Here is a 16,715-nt window from a genome sequence, read left to right as displayed (position 1 = left end):
CGGGGCCATCCCCGCGAGCATCGCCGCCCCCTCGGGGGGCCGACCAGCGGTCCCGCTGGGCGGGGGGCTCACATCTGAGCCAAGGCCGCAGTCACACGCCCCTTTCGCTCCCCCACACCGCCATCTGCACCCGCGAGTTCAGCCCCAGCTTGCGCAGCACGTGCTGCACATGGATCTTCACCGTGGTTTCGGCAATGCCCAGCGTGCGCGCGATCTCCTTGTTGCTGGAGCCGCGCACCACCTCGCGCAGGATGTCCCGCTCACGCGGGGACAGGCTGGCAAGCTGCTCGTTGGCGGCGCTGTCGGTCGCCGGCGCATCGGGTGGCACCGCGGACGCGCTGCTGCGAAAGGCCTGGATCAGCTTGCCCATCATCTCCGGGCTCAGCACCGACTCGCCGTCGACCACGCGATGGATCGCGCGCGCCAGGTCCTGGCCGTCCATGGTCTTGAGCAGATAGCCCGCGGCGCCTGAGCGCAGCGCGGCGGCCAGGTCCTGCTCATCCTCGCTGACGGTGAGCATCACGAACTGGGTCTCCGGCGAGGCCTCGATCAAGCCCGGCAGCAGGTCCACGCCCCGCACGCCGGGCATGTGGTTGTCCAGCAGCATCACGTCGGGCTTGAGGCTGCGCAGATGGCGCAGCGCCTCGGCGCCGTCGCTCGCCTCCCCCACCACCTCCAGCCCGGGCTCCTGGCCCAGCAAGGCCACGAGCCCGCGGCGGAACAGCTTGTGGTCGTCGACCACCATCACGCGGATGCGTTGGGGTTCCGGGTTCGTCATGTCGCGGCCTGCGCCTCCTCGCGCGGGGATGGATGCTGGGAAGAAGCGTCATGCGGCGGCGCCGGCACCGAGAGCACGACCCGCGTGCCACGCCCGGGCAGGCTGCTAACCTCCAGCTGCGCGCCGATGCGCTGTGCGCGCTCGCGCATGATGCGCAGGCCCACATGGGTGCCATCGTCATGCTGGGCCTGGTCGCCCATGTCGAAGCCCTGGCCGTCGTCCTGCACCTCGAAGCGCCAGTGCGGCGACTTGTGCACCGTCAGCACCACGTGGCGTGCCAGCGCGTGCTTGCGCGCATTGGACAAGGCCTCCTGCAGTACGTGCAGCACCTGCACCTGCTGGTCGGCCGGCAGAGGCACGCCATGGCCGTGCAGGTCCAGCGTGGTCGAGATGCCGGTCTGGTGCTCGAACTTGGACAGCGTGCTGCGCAGCGCATGCTCGATGTCTTCGTGGCCGGTGCGGGTGCGGAAGTGCAGCAGCAGCTCGCGCACATCGGCATAGCACTCGCGCACACCGGTGTCGATCTCCTCCAGCGCGCGCGCCACGCCCTCGGGCTTGTGCTCGGCCATCGCGCCGCGCAGCAGCTGCACCTGGATCTTCAGGAAGGCCAGCGACTGCGCGATGGAATCGTGCAGCTCCTGCGCCAGCAGGTTGCGCTCCTCGGACACCGCCAGCTCGCGGTCGCTGGCGGCCAGGCGCACGTTCTCCACCAGCGCGCCGAAATGCCCGGCCAGCGCCTCCAGCAGCTGGCGCTCGTCCTCGCTGAGCTGGCGCTCGCCGTAATAGAACAGCTCCACCTCGCCGATCACGCGCGTGGCGCTGCGCATGGGCACGGTCACCAGGCTCTGGTAACCGGCCGCCTCGCAATGGCCCAGCGTGGACCGCCCCAGGCTGCGGATGGGGATCACGCGCGCGCCTTCGGCGTTGGAGTTGGCCACCGCCGAGCAGGCGCAGTCGCCCAGGTGCACGCAGCGCTCGGCCTCGCGCAGCGCGGCCGGCAGCCGCGCACTGCCCAGCAGCAGCACGCGGTCCTGGTCCTGCGCGATCAGGCGCACCGCGGCCGCGTCGGCCTGCGCGATGCGCGCCACCTTGGCGGCGAAATCCGAGCCCAGCGCCTCCAGGTGATCCACGTTCTGCGTCGCCATCAGTGTGACGTCATACAGTGCGGCCAGGCGTTCGTTCTGGCGCGCCAGGTCCGCGGTTTTCTCGGCCACCTTGTGCTCCAGCCCGGCATACAGCGACTGCAGCGTGTCGGCCATCTGGTTGAAGCCCTCGGCCAGCGTGCTGAATTCCTCGACGGGCTGCTGCTCGTCCACGCGCACCGAGAAATCGCGCCGCGCCATGTCGCGCAGGCCCTCGCCCAGGCGCTGCAGCGGCTGCAGCACCCAGACATAGGTGCCCGAGACAAAGATCACCGACGCGAACACCACCAGCACGACCAACCCGAAGCACATGCCGCCCAGCAAGGCGGTGCGCATGGCGATGGTGCGCTCGATCGCGCCCACCAGCTCGTCGACACGGGCGACAAAGGCATCGGCCTCGGCCTTCAGCGCCGCCGCGTCGGTGTCCGGCCGCGCCAGCGCGCCACGCAGCCGCGGCCAGAGCCGCTGCACCGCGTCCAGGCGGTCGCGGCAGTCCTCGGTGTCGGGCACGAACAGCGGGCGCTGCGGATCGCCATCGCGCAGCCGCAGCACCATCGCGTCGAAGCTCAGCATGTCCTCGGCCAGCGCCGCGGACTGGGTTCCGCCGCGCTGCAGCTCGCCATGGGCCAGCGCCATGCGATAGCTCATCATGCGCATGCGCCCGGCCTCGTTGATCGCGCCGGCGCCGCCCTCCAACTGCCACGACACCCACAGCGTCAGGCCGATGGCCGCGAGGGCCACCAACAGGAAACCGGTCTGGATCAGCGCCAACTTGCCGACCAGACTGCGCATCTTGGTGAACATGGGGCGACGATAGCCGGCCACCGCGGCCTCGAAATTGACCGAAGTCAAGCGAAACGCAGGCCGCACAGGCGGCCGGGAAGCCGCCTTGCCTGCGTTGCGGAATCGCCCGACGCGTCACACCGCCGGGAGGCAACAGGGCCACAATGGGCCTTCGTGCCCCATCCAGGAGTCAGCCATGCCCCATGCGTTTGCCAGCACCGTCGCCAGCTTTCAGACCGAGGCCGGCAAGTCCGGACAGTTCTATTCGCTGCCGCTGCTGGCGAAGAGCTTCCCCAACGTGAACCGACTGCCGGTTTCGTTGCGCATCGTGCTGGAATCGGTGCTGCGCAACTGCGACGGCCAACGCGTCACCGCCCAGCATGTGGAGCAACTGGCCAACTGGCAGCCCACTGCGGCGCGCACAGAGGAAATCCCCTTCGTGGTCGCACGCGTCGTGCTGCAGGACTTCACCGGCGTGCCGCTGCTGGCCGACCTGGCCGCGATGCGCAACGTCGCCCAGGCCCAGGGCCGCGACCCCAAGACCATCGAGCCGCTGGTGCCGGTGGACCTGGTGGTGGACCACTCGGTGATGGTGGACCACTACGGCGGCAAGGACTCGCTGGACCTGAACATGAAGCTGGAATTCCAGCGCAATCGCGAGCGCTATGAATTCATGAAGTGGGGCATGCAGGCCTTCGACACCTTCGGCGTCGTGCCCCCCGGCTTCGGCATCGTGCACCAGGTAAACCTGGAGTACCTGGCGCGCGGCGTGCACCGCGCGCCCAAGGCCGCCAAGGGCGAGGCCCGCACCTACTACCCCGACAGCCTGGTGGGCACCGACAGCCACACGACCATGATCAACGGCATCGGCGTGGTTGGCTGGGGCGTGGGCGGCATCGAGGCCGAGGCCGGCATGCTGGGCCAGCCGGTGTACTTCCTGACCCCGGACGTGGTGGGCTTCCAGTTCACCGGCCGGCTGCGCGAAGGCGTGACCGCCACCGACCTGGTGCTGACCGTCACCGAGATCCTGCGCAAGGCCAAGGTGGTGGGCAAGTTCGTCGAATTCTTCGGCGAGGGCACGGCCAGCCTGTCGGTGCCCGACCGCGCCACCATCGCCAACATGGCGCCCGAGTACGGCGCGACCATGGGCTTCTTCCCGGTGGATGGCCGCACGCTGGACTACTTCCAGGGCACCGGCCGCAGCAAGAGCGAGATCGCCGCGCTGGAGGCCTATTTCCGCGCTCAGGGCCTGTTCGGCGTGCCCGGCACCGCCGACGCGCCGGCAACGCTGCAGGACATCGCCTACAGCCAGGTGCTGAGCCTGGACCTGTCCACCGTGGCACCCTCGCTGGCCGGCCCCAAGAGGCCGCAGGACCGCATCGAGATCACCCACCTGTCGCGCAGCTTCGCCGAGCTCTACAGCAAGCCGGTGGCCGAGAACGGCTTCAACCAGCCGGCCGAGAAGCTGCACCAGCGCTTCCCGCTGGGCGCCGCCACGCCGGAGGCCGCGCCGGCGCCGCCCGCCGGTTCGCCGCGCCCCGTGGTGGAGATGGTGGGCAACCGGCCCACGCTCGCCGGCGCCGCCGACCCGGTCACGCTGGGCAATGGCGACGTGCTGATCGCCGCCATCACCTCCTGCACCAACACCTCCAACCCCAGCGTGCTGCTGGCCGCCGGCCTGCTGGCGAAGAAGGCGGTGGAGGCCGGGCTGCGCGTGCAGCCGCACATCAAGACCTCGCTGGCCCCGGGCTCGCGCATCGTCACCGAGTACCTGGAAAAGGCCGGCCTGCTGCCGTATCTGGAAAAGCTGGGCTTCGCGGTGGCCGCCTACGGCTGCACCACCTGCATCGGCAACGCCGGCGATCTGGCGCCCGAGATCAACGAGACCATCAGCGCCAACAACCTGGTCTGCGCCGCGGTGCTGTCGGGCAACCGCAATTTCGAGGCCCGCATCCACCCCAACCTGAAGGCCAACTTCCTCGCCAGCCCGCCGCTGGTCGTCGCCTACGCGATCGCCGGCAACGTGATGCGCGACCTGATGACCGAGCCCGTGGGCCTGGGCAAGAAGGGCCGGCCGGTCTACCTGGGCGACATCTGGCCCAGCAGCGACGAGATCCATGCGCTGCTGAAGCTGGCGATGAACCCCAAGGCCTTCCGCGAGAACTACGCCAAGGTCGAAAGCAAGCCCGGCAAGCTGTGGGGCAAGATCGCCACCAGCACCGGCCAGGTCTACGGCTGGCCGGACAGCAGCTACATCGCGCAGCCGCCCTTCTTCCAGGACTTCACGCTGCAGCCGCGCGCGCTCGACGCTGGCGTGCGTGGCGCGCGCGTGATGGCGCTGTTCGGCGACTCGATCACGACCGACCACATCTCGCCGGCCGGCTCGATCAAGGCCAGTTCGCCCGCGGGCCAGTACCTGCTCGCTCGCGGCGTGCAGCAGGCCGACTTCAACTCCTACGGCTCGCGCCGCGGCAATCATGAGGTGATGATGCGCGGCACCTTCGCCAACGTGCGCATCAAGAACCTGATGATCCCGCCGCAGCCCGACGGCTCGCGCGAGGAAGGCGGGCTGACGCTGCTGCAGTTGCCCGGCGCGGACCAGGGCCGCAAGCTCTTCATCTACGACGCGGCGATGCGCTACATCGAGGCCGGCGTGCCCACCGTGGTCTTCGCCGGCGAGGAGTACGGCACCGGCTCCAGCCGCGACTGGGCGGCCAAGGGCACGCAGCTGCTGGGCATCAAGGCCGTGGTGGCGCGCAGCTTCGAGCGCATCCACCGCTCCAACCTGGTCGGCATGGGCGTGCTGCCGTTGCAGTTCAAGGCGGGCGACTCCTGGGAGAGCCTGGGCCTGAAGGGCGACGAACTGATCGACATCGAACTGGGCGCGGAGATCCTGCCGCAGTCCGAGGCGCGGCTGCGCATCACCGCGGCCGACGGCAAGCAGCGCCAGGTGGCGCTGACGCTGCGCATCGACACCGCGATCGAGGTCGAGTACTACCGCCACGGCGGCATCCTGCCCTATGTGCTGCGCCAGCTGCTGAAAGCCTGAAGCGGCGCGGGCGGCGCGGCTCCCGCGCGCGGCCTCTGTCACCTGGGTGCAAGCCGGCGCGGCCGCCGGGGGCTAGCATGGGGCTCGTCCGAGAACGAGGAGGCCCCGTGGACTGTTTTGAGCTGAGCGAAGAAGCCGGCGTCGCGCACCTGATCCTCAGGCGCGCCGACGCGCTGAACACGATGACGCCGCAGATGTGGCGCGAGCTGGAGCCGCTGCTGGAGCAGTTGCACCGCAGCGCGACGCTGCGCGCGCTGGTGATCTCGTCCACCGGCAAGCACTTCAGCGCCGGCATGTCGCTGGACGTGTTCAAGGGCGGCGCGATCGCCCCCGACGACCGCAGCGCCGAAGGCCGCGCCGCGCTGGTGGACATGCTGGCCGACATGCAGAAGGCCTTCACGCGGCTGGACGAGCTGCGCGTGCCGGTGATCGCCGCGATCCACGGCGGCTGCATCGGCGGCGCGGTCGATCTGGTGGCGGCCTGCGACATCCGCTATGCCAGCGAGGACGCCTTCTTCTGCATTCAGGAGATCAACATCGGCATGGCCGCCGACCTGGGCACGCTGCAGCGCCTGCCCAAGCTGATGCCGCTGGGCCTGCTCAAGGAGCTGGCCTACACGGGCCGGCGCATGGGCGCGGCGCGCGCCGCCGCCTGCGGCCTGGTCAACGAGGTGTTCGCCAGCCAGGCGCAGTGCGTGGAGGCGGCGCTGGCCTGCGCGCGCGAGATCGCCCAGAAACCGCCGGTGGCGATCTGGGGCAGCAAGCAGGCCATTCATTACGCCCGCGACCACGGCGTGGCGGACAGCCTGCAGCAGATGGGCTGGCTGCAGGCCGCGATCTGGCAAAACGCCAACCTGATGGAGGCCTTCATGGCCACGCAGGGCAAGCGGCCCACGCAGTTCCCCGACCTCAAGCCGCTGCGCTACTTCCGCGAGGGCTGAACGCGGCCGCTCAGGCCACCGGCAGCCAGAGTTCCATGAAGCGTCGTGGCGCGGCGTCGGGCCGCGCATGGCCGTCGTAGTACTCGAAGCTGGGCGCCTCGCGCGGCTGCAGCCCGGAACCGGGCAGCCAGGCCATGGCCTCGCCCCACAGTGCCGGGATCGCGGCCAGGAACTCGGCCTCGCTGGCCGCCGGCCGGCTGCGCAGCACCGCGTAGCGCCCGGCGGGCAGCACCAGCCAGGTCAGCCCCGGCGGCGCTGCGCCCAGGTCCGGACCGGCCTCCATGCCGATGAAATAGCGCATCGCGCCGCTGTGCGCGTCAAAGCGCGCCACCGCGCCGTACTCGGGCGCGTCTCGGCGACCCAGCGCCGCCAGCATGGCCTGGCGCGGCCCGCGGTCGTGCGCGGCCCAGAACGCCGGGATCTCGCGCTGGTTGCGCCCATCCGCCAGCGCCGTGTCCAGCGCATGGCCCAGCAGCCGCAGCGCCGGCCTCTCCTCCAGCCTGTGCTCCATCCTGCCCTCCCCCGGGTCTGTGGTGTCGGCGTCTCAAGAGCCCAGCCGCGCGGGCGGCTGCGCCAGCTGGTCCACGGTCGCGCCCTGCTCGGCGAGCAGGCGTTCGAGCGCGGGCAACAGCGGCCCGAGCTTCTCGTCCAGCGCGGCGCGCACGGTGTCCACGAAGACCTGGGTCTGGCGTTCGATCTCGATGTGCAGCGCGGCGCCCTCGTCCTTCTCGCCGAAGGTGGTCATGCGCAGCGTCTCGGGGATGAGCCAGACCTCGAACCAGCCGCTGCCATCACGCTCGCGATGCGCCTCGGCCACGGTGAGGCTGGCGCCGTTCACCGCCACATAGCCCTTGGCGAAGATGTAGCGCATCCACGGCGCCGGCACGGCGATGCGCAGCACATGGTTGTTCTCGGGCCGGCGGATCTGCGCCACCCGGGCCATGAAGTCCACATGGCCGGACAGCGGATGCCCGCCGATCTCGGCACCGTCCCGGGCCGCGCGCTCCACGTTGACGCGGCTGCCCGCCTGCAGCGCGCCGAGCGTGGTGAGGCTGAGGCTTTGCAGCATCACATCGAAATCGGCGCGGTCCGCGCCGTGCAGCGCGGTGACAGTGAGGCAAACGCCATCGCAGGCCACGCTGGCCCCGATCTCCAGCCCGGCGCAGAAGCCGGGCGGAAACTGCAGCGTGAAGCTGCGCAGACCGGGACGGTCGGTCAGCGCCGCGACCTGCGCGACGCCCTGGACGATGCCTGTGAACATGGTGTGCTGCCCGAATGCCTGGGCCCCGCTGGCGACGGCGGAGCGCCGCAACCCTTGGGGCAAAGGGCAGAGATTACCAGCTGACTTCGCGGTCCGGCGTGGCGCCGATCTTGTGGATGGAGAGGTCCGCGCCGTCGAACTCCTCCTCGGGGCTCAGGCGCAGGCCCAGGGTCGTCTTCAGCACGCCATAGACCGCCAGCCCGCCGCCAAAGGCCCACAGCACGCCCAGCAGCGTGCCGATCAGCTGGGACATGAAGCTCACGCCGCCGATGCCGCCCAGCCATGGCTGGCCGAACAGCCCGCAGGCGATGCCGCCCCAGGCGCCGCACAGCCCGTGCAGCGGCCAGACGCCCAGCACATCGTCGATCTTCCAGCGGTTCTGCGTCAGCGTGAACAGCTGGACGAAGATCGCCCCGGCCACGCCGCCGACCACCAGCGCCCCCAGCGGATGCATCAGGTCCGAGCCGGCGCAGACGGCCACCAGCCCGGCCAGCGGCCCGTTGTAGGCAAAGCCCGGGTCGTTGCGCCCCATCAGCACCGCGACCAGGGTGCCGCCCACCATGGCCATCAGCGAATTGACCGCGACCAGGCCGGAAAGCTTGTCCAGCGTCTGCGCGCTCATCACGTTGAAGCCGAACCAGCCCACCGCGAGGATCCAGGCCCCCAGCGCCAGGAAGGGAATGCTGGACGGCGGGTGCGCGCTCATCGCGCCGTCCTTGCGATAGCGGTTGTAGCGAGGCCCCAGCCACAGCACGGCGGCCAGGCCGATCCAGCCGCCCACCGCATGCACGACCACCGAGCCGGCGAAGTCGTGGAACTCGGCGCCGAACCGCGCCTTCAGCCAGCCCTGCAGGCCCAGCGCCTGGTTCCAGGCCACGCCCTCGAACAGCGGATAGATGAGGCCGACGATCAGCGCGGTGGCGATCAGCTGCGGGCCGAAGCGCGCGCGCTCGGCGATGCCGCCCGAGACGATGGCCGGGATGGCGGCCGCGAAGGTGAGCAGGAAGAAAAACTTCACCAGCTCATAGCCATTCTTCGCCGCCAGGCTCTCGGCCCCGGTGAAGAAGTGCACGCCATAGGCCACGCCGTAGCCGACGAGGAAATAGGCCACCGTCGACACCGCGAAGTCGACCAGGATCTTGACCAGCGCATTGACCTGGTTCTTCTTGCGTACCGTGCCCAGCTCCAGGAAGGCGAAGCCCGCGTGCATGGCCAGCACCATGATGGCGCCCAGCAGAATGAAGAGCGCGTCCGCGCCCTGCTTGAAGTTCTCCATCGACATCCCCGGCGGCAGTCCGTCCGGCGCCCCGTTGCACCGGCTTGGACCGTCGGCGCACCAGGATCGCAAGAACAGTGCCCAGTCTGGGGCGCCGCGCGGGCCGGCTCGGCGCACCGCGGCGAGGCGTGGCGTTCCATGCTGGTGCGGCTTTCGCACCAGCATGGATCAGCGCTCAGGCATGGGCGCTGAACAGCTCGGGTTTGAAGCCCAGGCTCAGCCGGCCATCGGCCCAGCGCACCAGCGGCCTCTTGATCACGCTGGGCTGTGCCAGCATCAGCGCGGCGGCGCTGGCGCGGTCGGTGACGCCGGCGCGGACCGCCTCGTCCAGCTTGCGCCAGGTCGTGCCGGAGCGGTTGAGCAGCGCCTCCCAGCCCAGGGCGTCCATCCATTGCGGCAGCAGCTCGGCGGGCACGCCCTGCTTTTTGTAGTCGTGGAACTGGTAGGCCAGGCCCTGTCCGTCCAGCCAGGCACGGGCCTTCTTGACGGTGTCGCAGTTGGGAATGCCGTAGACGATGATCATGGGCGACACGCTACCATGAAGCCAATGATTCCCTGGCTGGACGACGACACCCTGGACTTCCCCCCCACCGCCAAGGCGCTGGGCCCGCGCAGCGAGGCGCCGGGGCTGCTCGCGGCGGGCGGCGACCTGCGCCCGGCGCGCCTGATCGCCGCCTATTCGCGCGGCATCTTCCCCTGGTATGGCGAAGGCCAGCCCATCCTGTGGTGGAGCACGGCGCCGCGCATGGTGCTGCAGACGCGCGACTTCAAGCTCTCGCGCTCGCTGAAGAAGACCATCGCCGCCTTCCGGCGCACGCCGGGCTGCGAGATCCGCGTCGACAGTGCCACCGAGGCGGTGCTGGAGGCCTGCGCCAGCATGCCGCGCGAAGGCCAGTCCGGCACCTGGATCCTGCCCGAGATGCGCCAGGCCTATCTGGCGCTGGCCCGCCAGCGCGTGGTGCACAGCGTGGAAACCTGGGTGGACGGCGAACTCGTCGGCGGGCTGTACGGGCTGAACCTGGGCCGCATGTTCTTCGGCGAATCGATGTTCGCGCGCCGCAGCGATGCCTCCAAGATCGCGCTGGCGGCCCTGGTTTGCCTGTGCCGCGAGCGGGACATCCCCTGGATCGACTGCCAGCAGCAGACCGCCCACCTCGCCTCGCTGGGCGCGGCGCCGGTCAGCCGCCAGGCCTTCGAAGCCCATCTGGCCAGCCATGTGACCCAAGCGGCGCCCGGGGATTGGTCCTATCATCCGGGCCTGTGGGAGCGACTGCAGGACACGGGTCAGCCCCCGGCTCAGAGGCTTTGATCGAGCCTCCCCACCGACCTTCCCGCACGACGCCACCACCGTGACGCATCCCAAGGAACTCCCGCTGGCCGAGCTGCAGTTCTACGCCACGGCCCCCTATCCCTGCAGCTACCTGCCGGAGCGCATGGCGCGCTCGCAGGTCGCCACGCCCAGCCACCTGATCCATGCCGACGCCTATTCGGGCCTGGTGGCCGCCGGCTTCCGGCGCAGCGGCATGTTCACCTACCGGCCCTATTGCGACGGCTGCCGCGCCTGCGTACCGATGCGCGTGCCGGTCGCGTCCTTCCGCCCCACGCGCAGCCAGCGCCGCGCCTGGCAACAGCACGAGGAGCTGCGCGCGCGCGTGATGCGCCTGGGCTACAGCGACGAGCATTACCAGCTCTACCTGCGCTACCAGGCCGGGCGCCACAGCGGCGGCGGCATGGACCACGACAGCATCGACCAGTACAGCCAGTTCCTGCTGCAGAGCCGGGTCAACTCGCGCCTGGTGGAGTTCCGCGGCCCGGGCGGCCAGCTCAAGATGGTGTCCATCCTGGACGTGCTCGGCGACGGCCTGTCGGCGGTGTACACCTTCTACGAGCCCGATGACGCCAAGGCCAGCTATGGCACCTACAACGTGATGTGGCAGATCGAGCAGACCCGCGAACTCGGCCTGCCCCACCTCTACCTGGGCTACTGGATCGCGCAGAGCCAGAAGATGGCGTACAAGGCGCGCTTTCGCCCGCACGAACTGCTGATCGACGGGCGCTGGCAGCGCGGCTGACGCGCGGCGCTCAGGCCGCGAACAGCCGCGCCTCCACCTCCTGCGCGATGGCCAGCGCGCTGGTCAGCCCCGGCGATTCGATGCCCATCAGGTTGGCCAGCCCGGCGATGCCATGCTGCGCCGGGCCGTCGACGCGGAAGTCCGGCGCCGGCTCGCCCGGGCCGTGGATCTTGGGCCGCACGCCGCTGTAGGCCGGCGTCAGCGCGCCATCGGGCAGCGCCGGCCAGTAGCGCCGCACATCGGCATAGAAGGCCTGCGCGCGCGCCGGGTCCACCTGGTAGTCCAGCGCGGCCGGCGACGCCGCCGCGTCCAGCCATTGCGCGTCGGGGCCGAAACGGGTCTGCCCGCCCAGGTCCAGCGTCAGGTGCACGCCCAGCCAGGCGTCCTGCGGCAGCGGATAAATCAGGCGACTGAACGGGGAGCGCCCCTGCAGCGAGAAATAGCTGCCCTTGCTGTAGCGGGCCTCGGGCAGGTCCCGCAGCCCCTCGATGGCGCGCGCCACCCGCGGGGCCCACAGGCCCGCGGCATTGACCAGGGTGGCGCAGCCCAGCCGCATCGCTCCGCTGCCGGCGTCGTGGATGTCCAGTTCGAAGCCGCCAGCGACGGGCCGTACCGCACGCAGTTCCGCGCCCAGCGCGACCGCCCCGCCGCCGGCCTCCAGATCGCCCTGCAGCGACAGCATCAGGCCATGGCTGTCGACGATGCCGGTGGACGGCGACCACAGCGCCGCCTCGCAGCGCAGCGCCGGCTCCATGGCGCGCGCCTGCGCGCCGTCCAGCCACTGCAGGTCGTCCACGCCGTTGGCGCGCGCCTTGTCCTGCAGCGCGGCCAGGGCCGGCAGCTGATCGGCCGAGGTGGCGACGATGAGCTTGCCGCAGCGCCGGTGGGCCACGCCATGCGATTCGCAGTGGGCATAGAGCAGGTGGCGGCCCTGCACGCACAGCCTGGCCTTCAGCGAGCCGGCCGGGTAGTACAGCCCGGCGTGGATGACCTCGCTGTTGCGCGAGCTCACGCCCGTGCCTATCGCCGTCTCGCGCTCCAGCACCAGGGTTTCCAGCCCGCGCCGCGCCAGCATGCGCCCCACGGCCAGCCCCACCACCCCGGCCCCCACCACCACTGCATCGACTTGGTCCATGGGGTGCGATTGTGAGGGACGCGCAGATCAGGCCCGCAGGTCCCCCAGCGCCTCGGGATGGCGCAGCCCCAGCGCGCAGACCGCCGCCGCGTCGATGCTGAACTCGCCCTGGTCCAGGCGCTGCGCCAGGCTCTCCAGGTCCAGCGCCAGGAACTCGCTGACCTCGCCATCGGCATTGCGGGGCACAAACCCGGCGGGCAGGCGCAGCGCGTAGACATGCAGCACCTCGTCGTGCAAACCCTCGCGCTCCAGGCGCGTGCTGCGCAAGGCGCCACGAGGCAAGACCTGGCGCCCCAGCGCCGCGGGCACGCCGGCCTCCTCGGCCAGTTCGCGGCGCGCGCATTGCGCCAGCGGCTCGCCCGCCGGCAGCCCGCCAGCGGCGAGGTTGTCCAGCCGCCCCGGGTCGGTCGCCTTGCTCGGCGCACGGCGACCGCACAGCAGCCGCGCGCCGGGCAGGAAGCCGTTGACGTGCACCGCGCGGCTCATCAGCCCGAAGAAGCGGAAGGCCGCGCGCTCCAGCTCGAACAGGGTCTCGCCACGCTGCGCGCAGGGATCGTCGACCGGCCGCTCGCAGGCATAGCGCTCGTCGCGCCAGCCGGAAATCGCGCCCTGCGCGCGCAGCGCCTCGGCCGCCGCCTGAATGCGCGCGCTGCGCGCCGGCACATCCAGCGTCTGCGCATCCCAGATCAGGGACTGCGACTCCTGGCGCAGCTCGGGAAAGACGCTGCGCAGCAGCGGCACGCGCAAGGGGTGCAGCGCTCCCAGCCGATGCGGCCCGAGCAGAAAAGGCACGAGCCCGGGCAGCACCGGCTGCTGCGCCTGCGCGAGGCAGCGCTGCAGCAGCGGGTCGAGCGACCGGGGCAGTGGAGCCATGCGAGCCACGGGAAGGGTCCCGCTCAGTTCGCGCGTTCGTACAGCGTGACCACGCAAGCGCCGCCCAGGCCCAGGTTGTGCTGCAGGGCCAGGCGCGCCCCCTCGACCTGGCGCTGCTCCGCGCGACCGCGCAGCTGCTGCGTCAGCTCGTAGCACTGCGCCAGACCGGTGGCGCCCAGCGGGTGACCCTTGGACAGCAGTCCGCCGGACGGATTGGTCACGACGCGGCCGCCATAGCTGTTGTCGCCGGCGTCGACGAAGGCCGCCGCCTCGCCGTCCGGACACAGGCCCAGGGCCTCGTAGCTGATCAGCTCGTTGTGCGCGAAGCAATCGTGCAGCTCGCAGACCGTGATCGCCTCGGGCCCCACGCCGGCCGATTCGTAGACACGCCGCGCCGCCTCGCGCGTCATGCCAGCGCCGACCAGCTGCATCATCGAGCCGGACTGGAAGCTGTCCTCGCGGTCCGTGGTCATGGCCTGCGCGCGGATGCGAACCTGTGTGGACAGGCCGTGGCGGCGCGCGAAGGGCTCGGAGACCAGCACCGCCGCCGCCGCGCCGCAGGTGGGCGGGCAGGCCATCAGCCGGGTCATCACGCCGGGCCAGACCTCGCGGTCCTGCAACACCTCCTCGACCGTGACGACGCGGCGCAGCAGTGCCAGCGGATTGCGCGCCGCGTGGCGGCTGGCCTTGGCGCGAATCTTCGCGAAGGTGGCCAGCGGCGTGCCATAGCGGCGCATGTGCTCGCGGCCGGCACCGCCGAAATAGCGCAGCGCCAGCGGGATCTGCGCCGCAGCAGGATCGTCGGCCGTCAGCGCGGCGCAGGTGGCGTCGAAGGCATCGAAGGGCGAAGGCCGGTCCTCGTAGACACTGCCCAGCGCGCCCGGCCGCATCTGCTCCAGGCCCAGCACCAGCACGCAGTCGGCCGCGCCCGAGGCCACGGCCTGGCGCGCCAGATACAGCGCGGTGGAGCCGGTCGAGCAGTTGTTGTTCACATTGAAGATGGGCACCCCGCTCTGGCCCACCTCGTACAGCGCGCGCTGCCCGCTGGTGGAGTCGCCATAGACATAGCCCACATAGGCCTGCTGCATCTGTGCATAGGGCAGCCCGGCATCGGCCAGCGCGGCGCGCACCGCCGCAGCGCCCATGGCCGGATAGGGCTCGCTGGCCCCGGGCTTGGCGAACGGGATCATGCCGACGCCGGCGACGATCACGGGGGTGCTCATGGTGCTCTCCTCCATCGGGCTGTTGGACTGCGCGGATGCTGCGGCACCGCGGGTCCCTAGCTTATCCGCTGAGGCGCCTGGGCCAGCGGATGCAGTCGCCGGAGCGACCCCTCCGGAGGGGAGCGAAAACAGGCGGAGCGGCGTTATCCGGGGAGCACCAAGACGCGGTGCCGGCGCCGGTGCCGGCACGCCATTCCGGCAGCGGTTTCCATGCCCCGCGCTTGGGCCGATCCGTGGGAGGGCTTCAGCGGAGAAACAGCCGTTCGATGTCACGCATGCGCATATCGCCCTGCCAGCCAATGATGTCGCTCACGCTGGGCAGAGAGGCATCCACCCCTTGAATGCCGCCATCACGGCGAATTTGCGCAAAGACACTGCGCATCGCGCCTGCCGCAGCGCGAATGGCGTGATTGCCATAGATCACGATGCCGACCTTGCCCGTGGCGGCGATGTCCGCCTCGGTCAACTGAGGGTAGGCGGTCGGCACGAGTACCAGCGGCACCCGCCCCTTCCATGCCGCGACGAACGCCAGGATTTCGTCAGGCGTCTTCTGCTTCGAGTGGATCAGGACGGCATCCGCCCCCGCCTCCTCATAGGCCAGCGCACGCCGCAGTGCTTGCTCCTGTCCCAGGCCGGCAATCAGCGCCTCGGTTCGGGCAATGACAACGAAATCCGCGTCTTGCCGCGCTTGTACCGCGGCCTCGACCTTGCCCTGGAACTCCTCCACGCGCACCAGCTCCTGCCGGCCATCGGCGCGCAGGCTGGTGTCTTTCGGGAAGGTTTTGTCCTCCATCACGACCGCGGAAACCCCCGCTGCTTCGTACTGCGGAATGATGTAGCTGACATTGACGGCATTGCCGAAGCCCGTATCGATATCTGCAATCAAAGGTACCGAAACGGTGGCGGCAATGGCGCGCATCATTTCCAGATGCGTGCCCATTGAGAGAATATTGGCGTCTGGAACCGCATAGCTTGCCGACAATTCGAAGCCGCTGCCCCATATACCGTCGAAACCCGCCTCTTGCGCAATTTTCGCGGCCAGCGGATTGTGCGCCGCCATGGCAGTAAAAAGCCGTCGTTCGGCCAGCGCCTGCTTCAATCCCTTGTTTTTTCCAGCACCCATTTTGATGACTCCTGTTGCTCTTGCCCCAACGCCCGGCATGCAAAAACAATCAAGGGGCGCCATGAGCATGATTCATAAATTTTCTATAATTTCCCTGCAGAATGCCAAGCTTCGAAATGAGTAAAACTCATCCTGAAGTCAGGCATTCCGATAATGAGCAAAGTCGACATGCCGCTCACCGCCATCCGCGCTTTGGTGGCCGTGGGGCGGCAAGGCACTTTCACGCGCGCAGCCAGCGCGCTGGGCATCACGCAAAGCGCGGTGAGCCACCACGTGGCCACCCTTGAAACACTGGCAGGAGTGCCGCTGTTCGAGCGCAAGGGCTCCAGCATCCTCTTCACGCCCGCCGGCATGCAGTTCTATGACGCGGTGAAGGACGCCATCGCAACCATTGAACTGGCCACCCAGCAACTGGCGCAGCGCGGCGGCTTGCATGACCGGCTGCGGGTGCGCACGTCGATGCCGAGCTTTTCGATGGCGGTGGTGGTACCGCAACTGGGTGCCTATACGGCGCGCCAGCAGGTGCAGATCGACCTGATCACTTCACTGTCGCCCCCTCAGCCCCACGACGATTTCGACGTGCTGATCACCCGGGACCTGAGCCTGCCGGGCACCGAAAGCTGGGAGCTGCTGCGCGAAACCCTGGTCTGCGTCGGTTCGCCCACCTTGGTGGCGGCGCACCAGTCTCGGCCCGTCCCGTCCTGGCCGATGATCGCGGCGCGCTCGCGCCCCGACCTGATTTCGACCTGGGCCATCGCCCATGAGGTGCCGGCGGATCGACTCCAGGTCACGGCGCGCTACGACCATCTCTTCCTGGCCATCGCCGCGGCGGTTGGCAGCGCCGGCCTGCTGGTGGTGCCGCATCTGCTGGTGCGAGACCCTCTGCAAAGCGGCGCGCTGCAACTCGCCGCCCCGGGCGCCATCGATTCGGGCGCCAGCTATGTGGCCTATGTGCATGCGCGCAGCCAGCATGCGGAGATCGCGCGCGACTTCTGCCGTTGGCTCAAGCGTGCCATTCGCGACGGCCAATAGCGGGTGGCTCGCGGCACGACGGCGAGC

Annotated in this window: 15 protein-coding genes; 5 read left to right on the top strand and 10 right to left on the bottom strand. The window is 69.9% G+C overall.

Features of this window, described 5'->3' with window-relative positions:
* Positions 1–91 precede the first annotated feature (91 nt).
* Both LZ017_RS02980 and LZ017_RS02975 read right to left on the bottom strand, forming a co-directional pair.
* On the bottom strand, positions 92–778 hold the full coding sequence (locus tag LZ017_RS02980; RefSeq protein ID WP_241298539.1) for a response regulator: 687 nt from the start codon (positions 776–778) through the stop codon (positions 92–94).
* The gene (locus LZ017_RS02975) at positions 775–2,772 is read right to left on the bottom strand and encodes a type IV pili methyl-accepting chemotaxis transducer N-terminal domain-containing protein (protein WP_241298538.1); all 1,998 of its coding nucleotides are present in this window, start codon (positions 2,770–2,772) and stop codon (positions 775–777) included. The genes LZ017_RS02980 and LZ017_RS02975 overlap by 4 nt, the downstream gene beginning before the upstream one ends.
* 127 nt (positions 2,773–2,899) lie before the next feature.
* Here LZ017_RS02975 and acnA point away from each other — a divergent pair, with 127 nt between their 5' ends.
* Positions 2,900–5,752 carry an aconitate hydratase AcnA gene (acnA, locus tag LZ017_RS02970; RefSeq protein ID WP_241298537.1) on the top strand — a complete coding sequence of 951 codons (2,853 nt, stop codon included), beginning with the start codon at positions 2,900–2,902 and terminating at the stop codon, positions 5,750–5,752.
* Between the two features lie 107 nt (positions 5,753–5,859).
* Entirely contained in the window at positions 5,860–6,693 is an 834-nt protein-coding gene (locus tag LZ017_RS02965; RefSeq protein ID WP_241298536.1) for an enoyl-CoA hydratase-related protein, read from the top strand.
* Positions 6,694–6,703: 10 nt separating this feature from the next.
* Here LZ017_RS02965 and LZ017_RS02960 read toward each other — a convergent pair whose 3' ends face one another.
* From LZ017_RS02960 to LZ017_RS02945, 4 genes are all read right to left on the bottom strand, one after another.
* Positions 6,704–7,204 (bottom strand): GyrI-like domain-containing protein, encoded by a 501-nt coding sequence (locus LZ017_RS02960; protein ID WP_241298535.1) that lies wholly within the window; start codon positions 7,202–7,204, stop codon positions 6,704–6,706.
* A gap of 33 nt (positions 7,205–7,237) precedes the next feature.
* Positions 7,238–7,954 carry a riboflavin synthase subunit alpha gene (locus tag LZ017_RS02955; protein WP_241298534.1) on the bottom strand — a complete coding sequence of 239 codons (717 nt, stop codon included), beginning with the start codon at positions 7,952–7,954 and terminating at the stop codon, positions 7,238–7,240.
* A 73-nt stretch (positions 7,955–8,027) separates the two neighbouring features.
* The gene (locus LZ017_RS02950; RefSeq protein WP_241298717.1) at positions 8,028–9,230 is read right to left on the bottom strand and encodes an ammonium transporter; all 1,203 of its coding nucleotides are present in this window, start codon (positions 9,228–9,230) and stop codon (positions 8,028–8,030) included.
* Positions 9,231–9,405: 175 nt separating this feature from the next.
* Positions 9,406–9,753 carry an ArsC family reductase gene (locus tag LZ017_RS02945; RefSeq protein ID WP_241298533.1) on the bottom strand — a complete coding sequence of 116 codons (348 nt, stop codon included), beginning with the start codon at positions 9,751–9,753 and terminating at the stop codon, positions 9,406–9,408.
* A 24-nt stretch (positions 9,754–9,777) separates the two neighbouring features.
* Here LZ017_RS02945 and aat point away from each other — a divergent pair, with 24 nt between their 5' ends.
* Positions 9,778–10,539 carry a leucyl/phenylalanyl-tRNA--protein transferase gene (aat, locus tag LZ017_RS02940; protein ID WP_374109872.1) on the top strand — a complete coding sequence of 254 codons (762 nt, stop codon included), beginning with the start codon at positions 9,778–9,780 and terminating at the stop codon, positions 10,537–10,539.
* A 40-nt stretch (positions 10,540–10,579) separates the two neighbouring features.
* Positions 10,580–11,302 carry an arginyltransferase gene (locus tag LZ017_RS02935; protein ID WP_241298531.1) on the top strand — a complete coding sequence of 241 codons (723 nt, stop codon included), beginning with the start codon at positions 10,580–10,582 and terminating at the stop codon, positions 11,300–11,302.
* Positions 11,303–11,312: 10 nt separating this feature from the next.
* On the opposite strand, the gene LZ017_RS02930 is transcribed toward LZ017_RS02935, so the two are convergent.
* From LZ017_RS02930 to LZ017_RS02915, 4 genes are all read right to left on the bottom strand, one after another.
* The gene (locus tag LZ017_RS02930) at positions 11,313–12,437 is read right to left on the bottom strand and encodes an NAD(P)/FAD-dependent oxidoreductase (protein WP_241298530.1); all 1,125 of its coding nucleotides are present in this window, start codon (positions 12,435–12,437) and stop codon (positions 11,313–11,315) included.
* A gap of 27 nt (positions 12,438–12,464) precedes the next feature.
* On the bottom strand, positions 12,465–13,310 hold the full coding sequence (locus LZ017_RS02925) for an NUDIX hydrolase family protein (RefSeq protein ID WP_241298529.1): 846 nt from the start codon (positions 13,308–13,310) through the stop codon (positions 12,465–12,467).
* Between the two features lie 23 nt (positions 13,311–13,333).
* A complete protein-coding gene (locus tag LZ017_RS02920; protein ID WP_241298528.1) occupies positions 13,334–14,533 on the bottom strand; it encodes a lipid-transfer protein in 1,200 nt (399 codons plus the stop codon).
* 244 nt (positions 14,534–14,777) lie between these two features.
* Positions 14,778–15,656, bottom strand: coding sequence for a phosphonopyruvate hydrolase (locus tag LZ017_RS02915; RefSeq protein WP_241298716.1), 879 nt, complete (start codon positions 15,654–15,656; stop codon positions 14,778–14,780).
* 153 nt (positions 15,657–15,809) lie between these two features.
* Between LZ017_RS02915 and LZ017_RS02910 the strand changes: the two genes are divergently transcribed.
* Positions 15,810–16,688: a LysR family transcriptional regulator gene (locus LZ017_RS02910; protein ID WP_241298527.1), complete on the top strand. Its 879-nt coding sequence runs from the start codon at positions 15,810–15,812 to the stop codon at positions 16,686–16,688.
* Positions 16,689–16,715: the final 27 nt, after the last annotated feature.

The organism is Pelomonas sp. CA6 (genome assembly GCF_022549225.1).
In the GTDB taxonomy this organism is placed as follows: Bacteria; Pseudomonadota; Gammaproteobacteria; order Burkholderiales; family Burkholderiaceae_C; genus Roseateles.
This window is presented reverse-complemented; position numbering and strand designations above follow the sequence as displayed.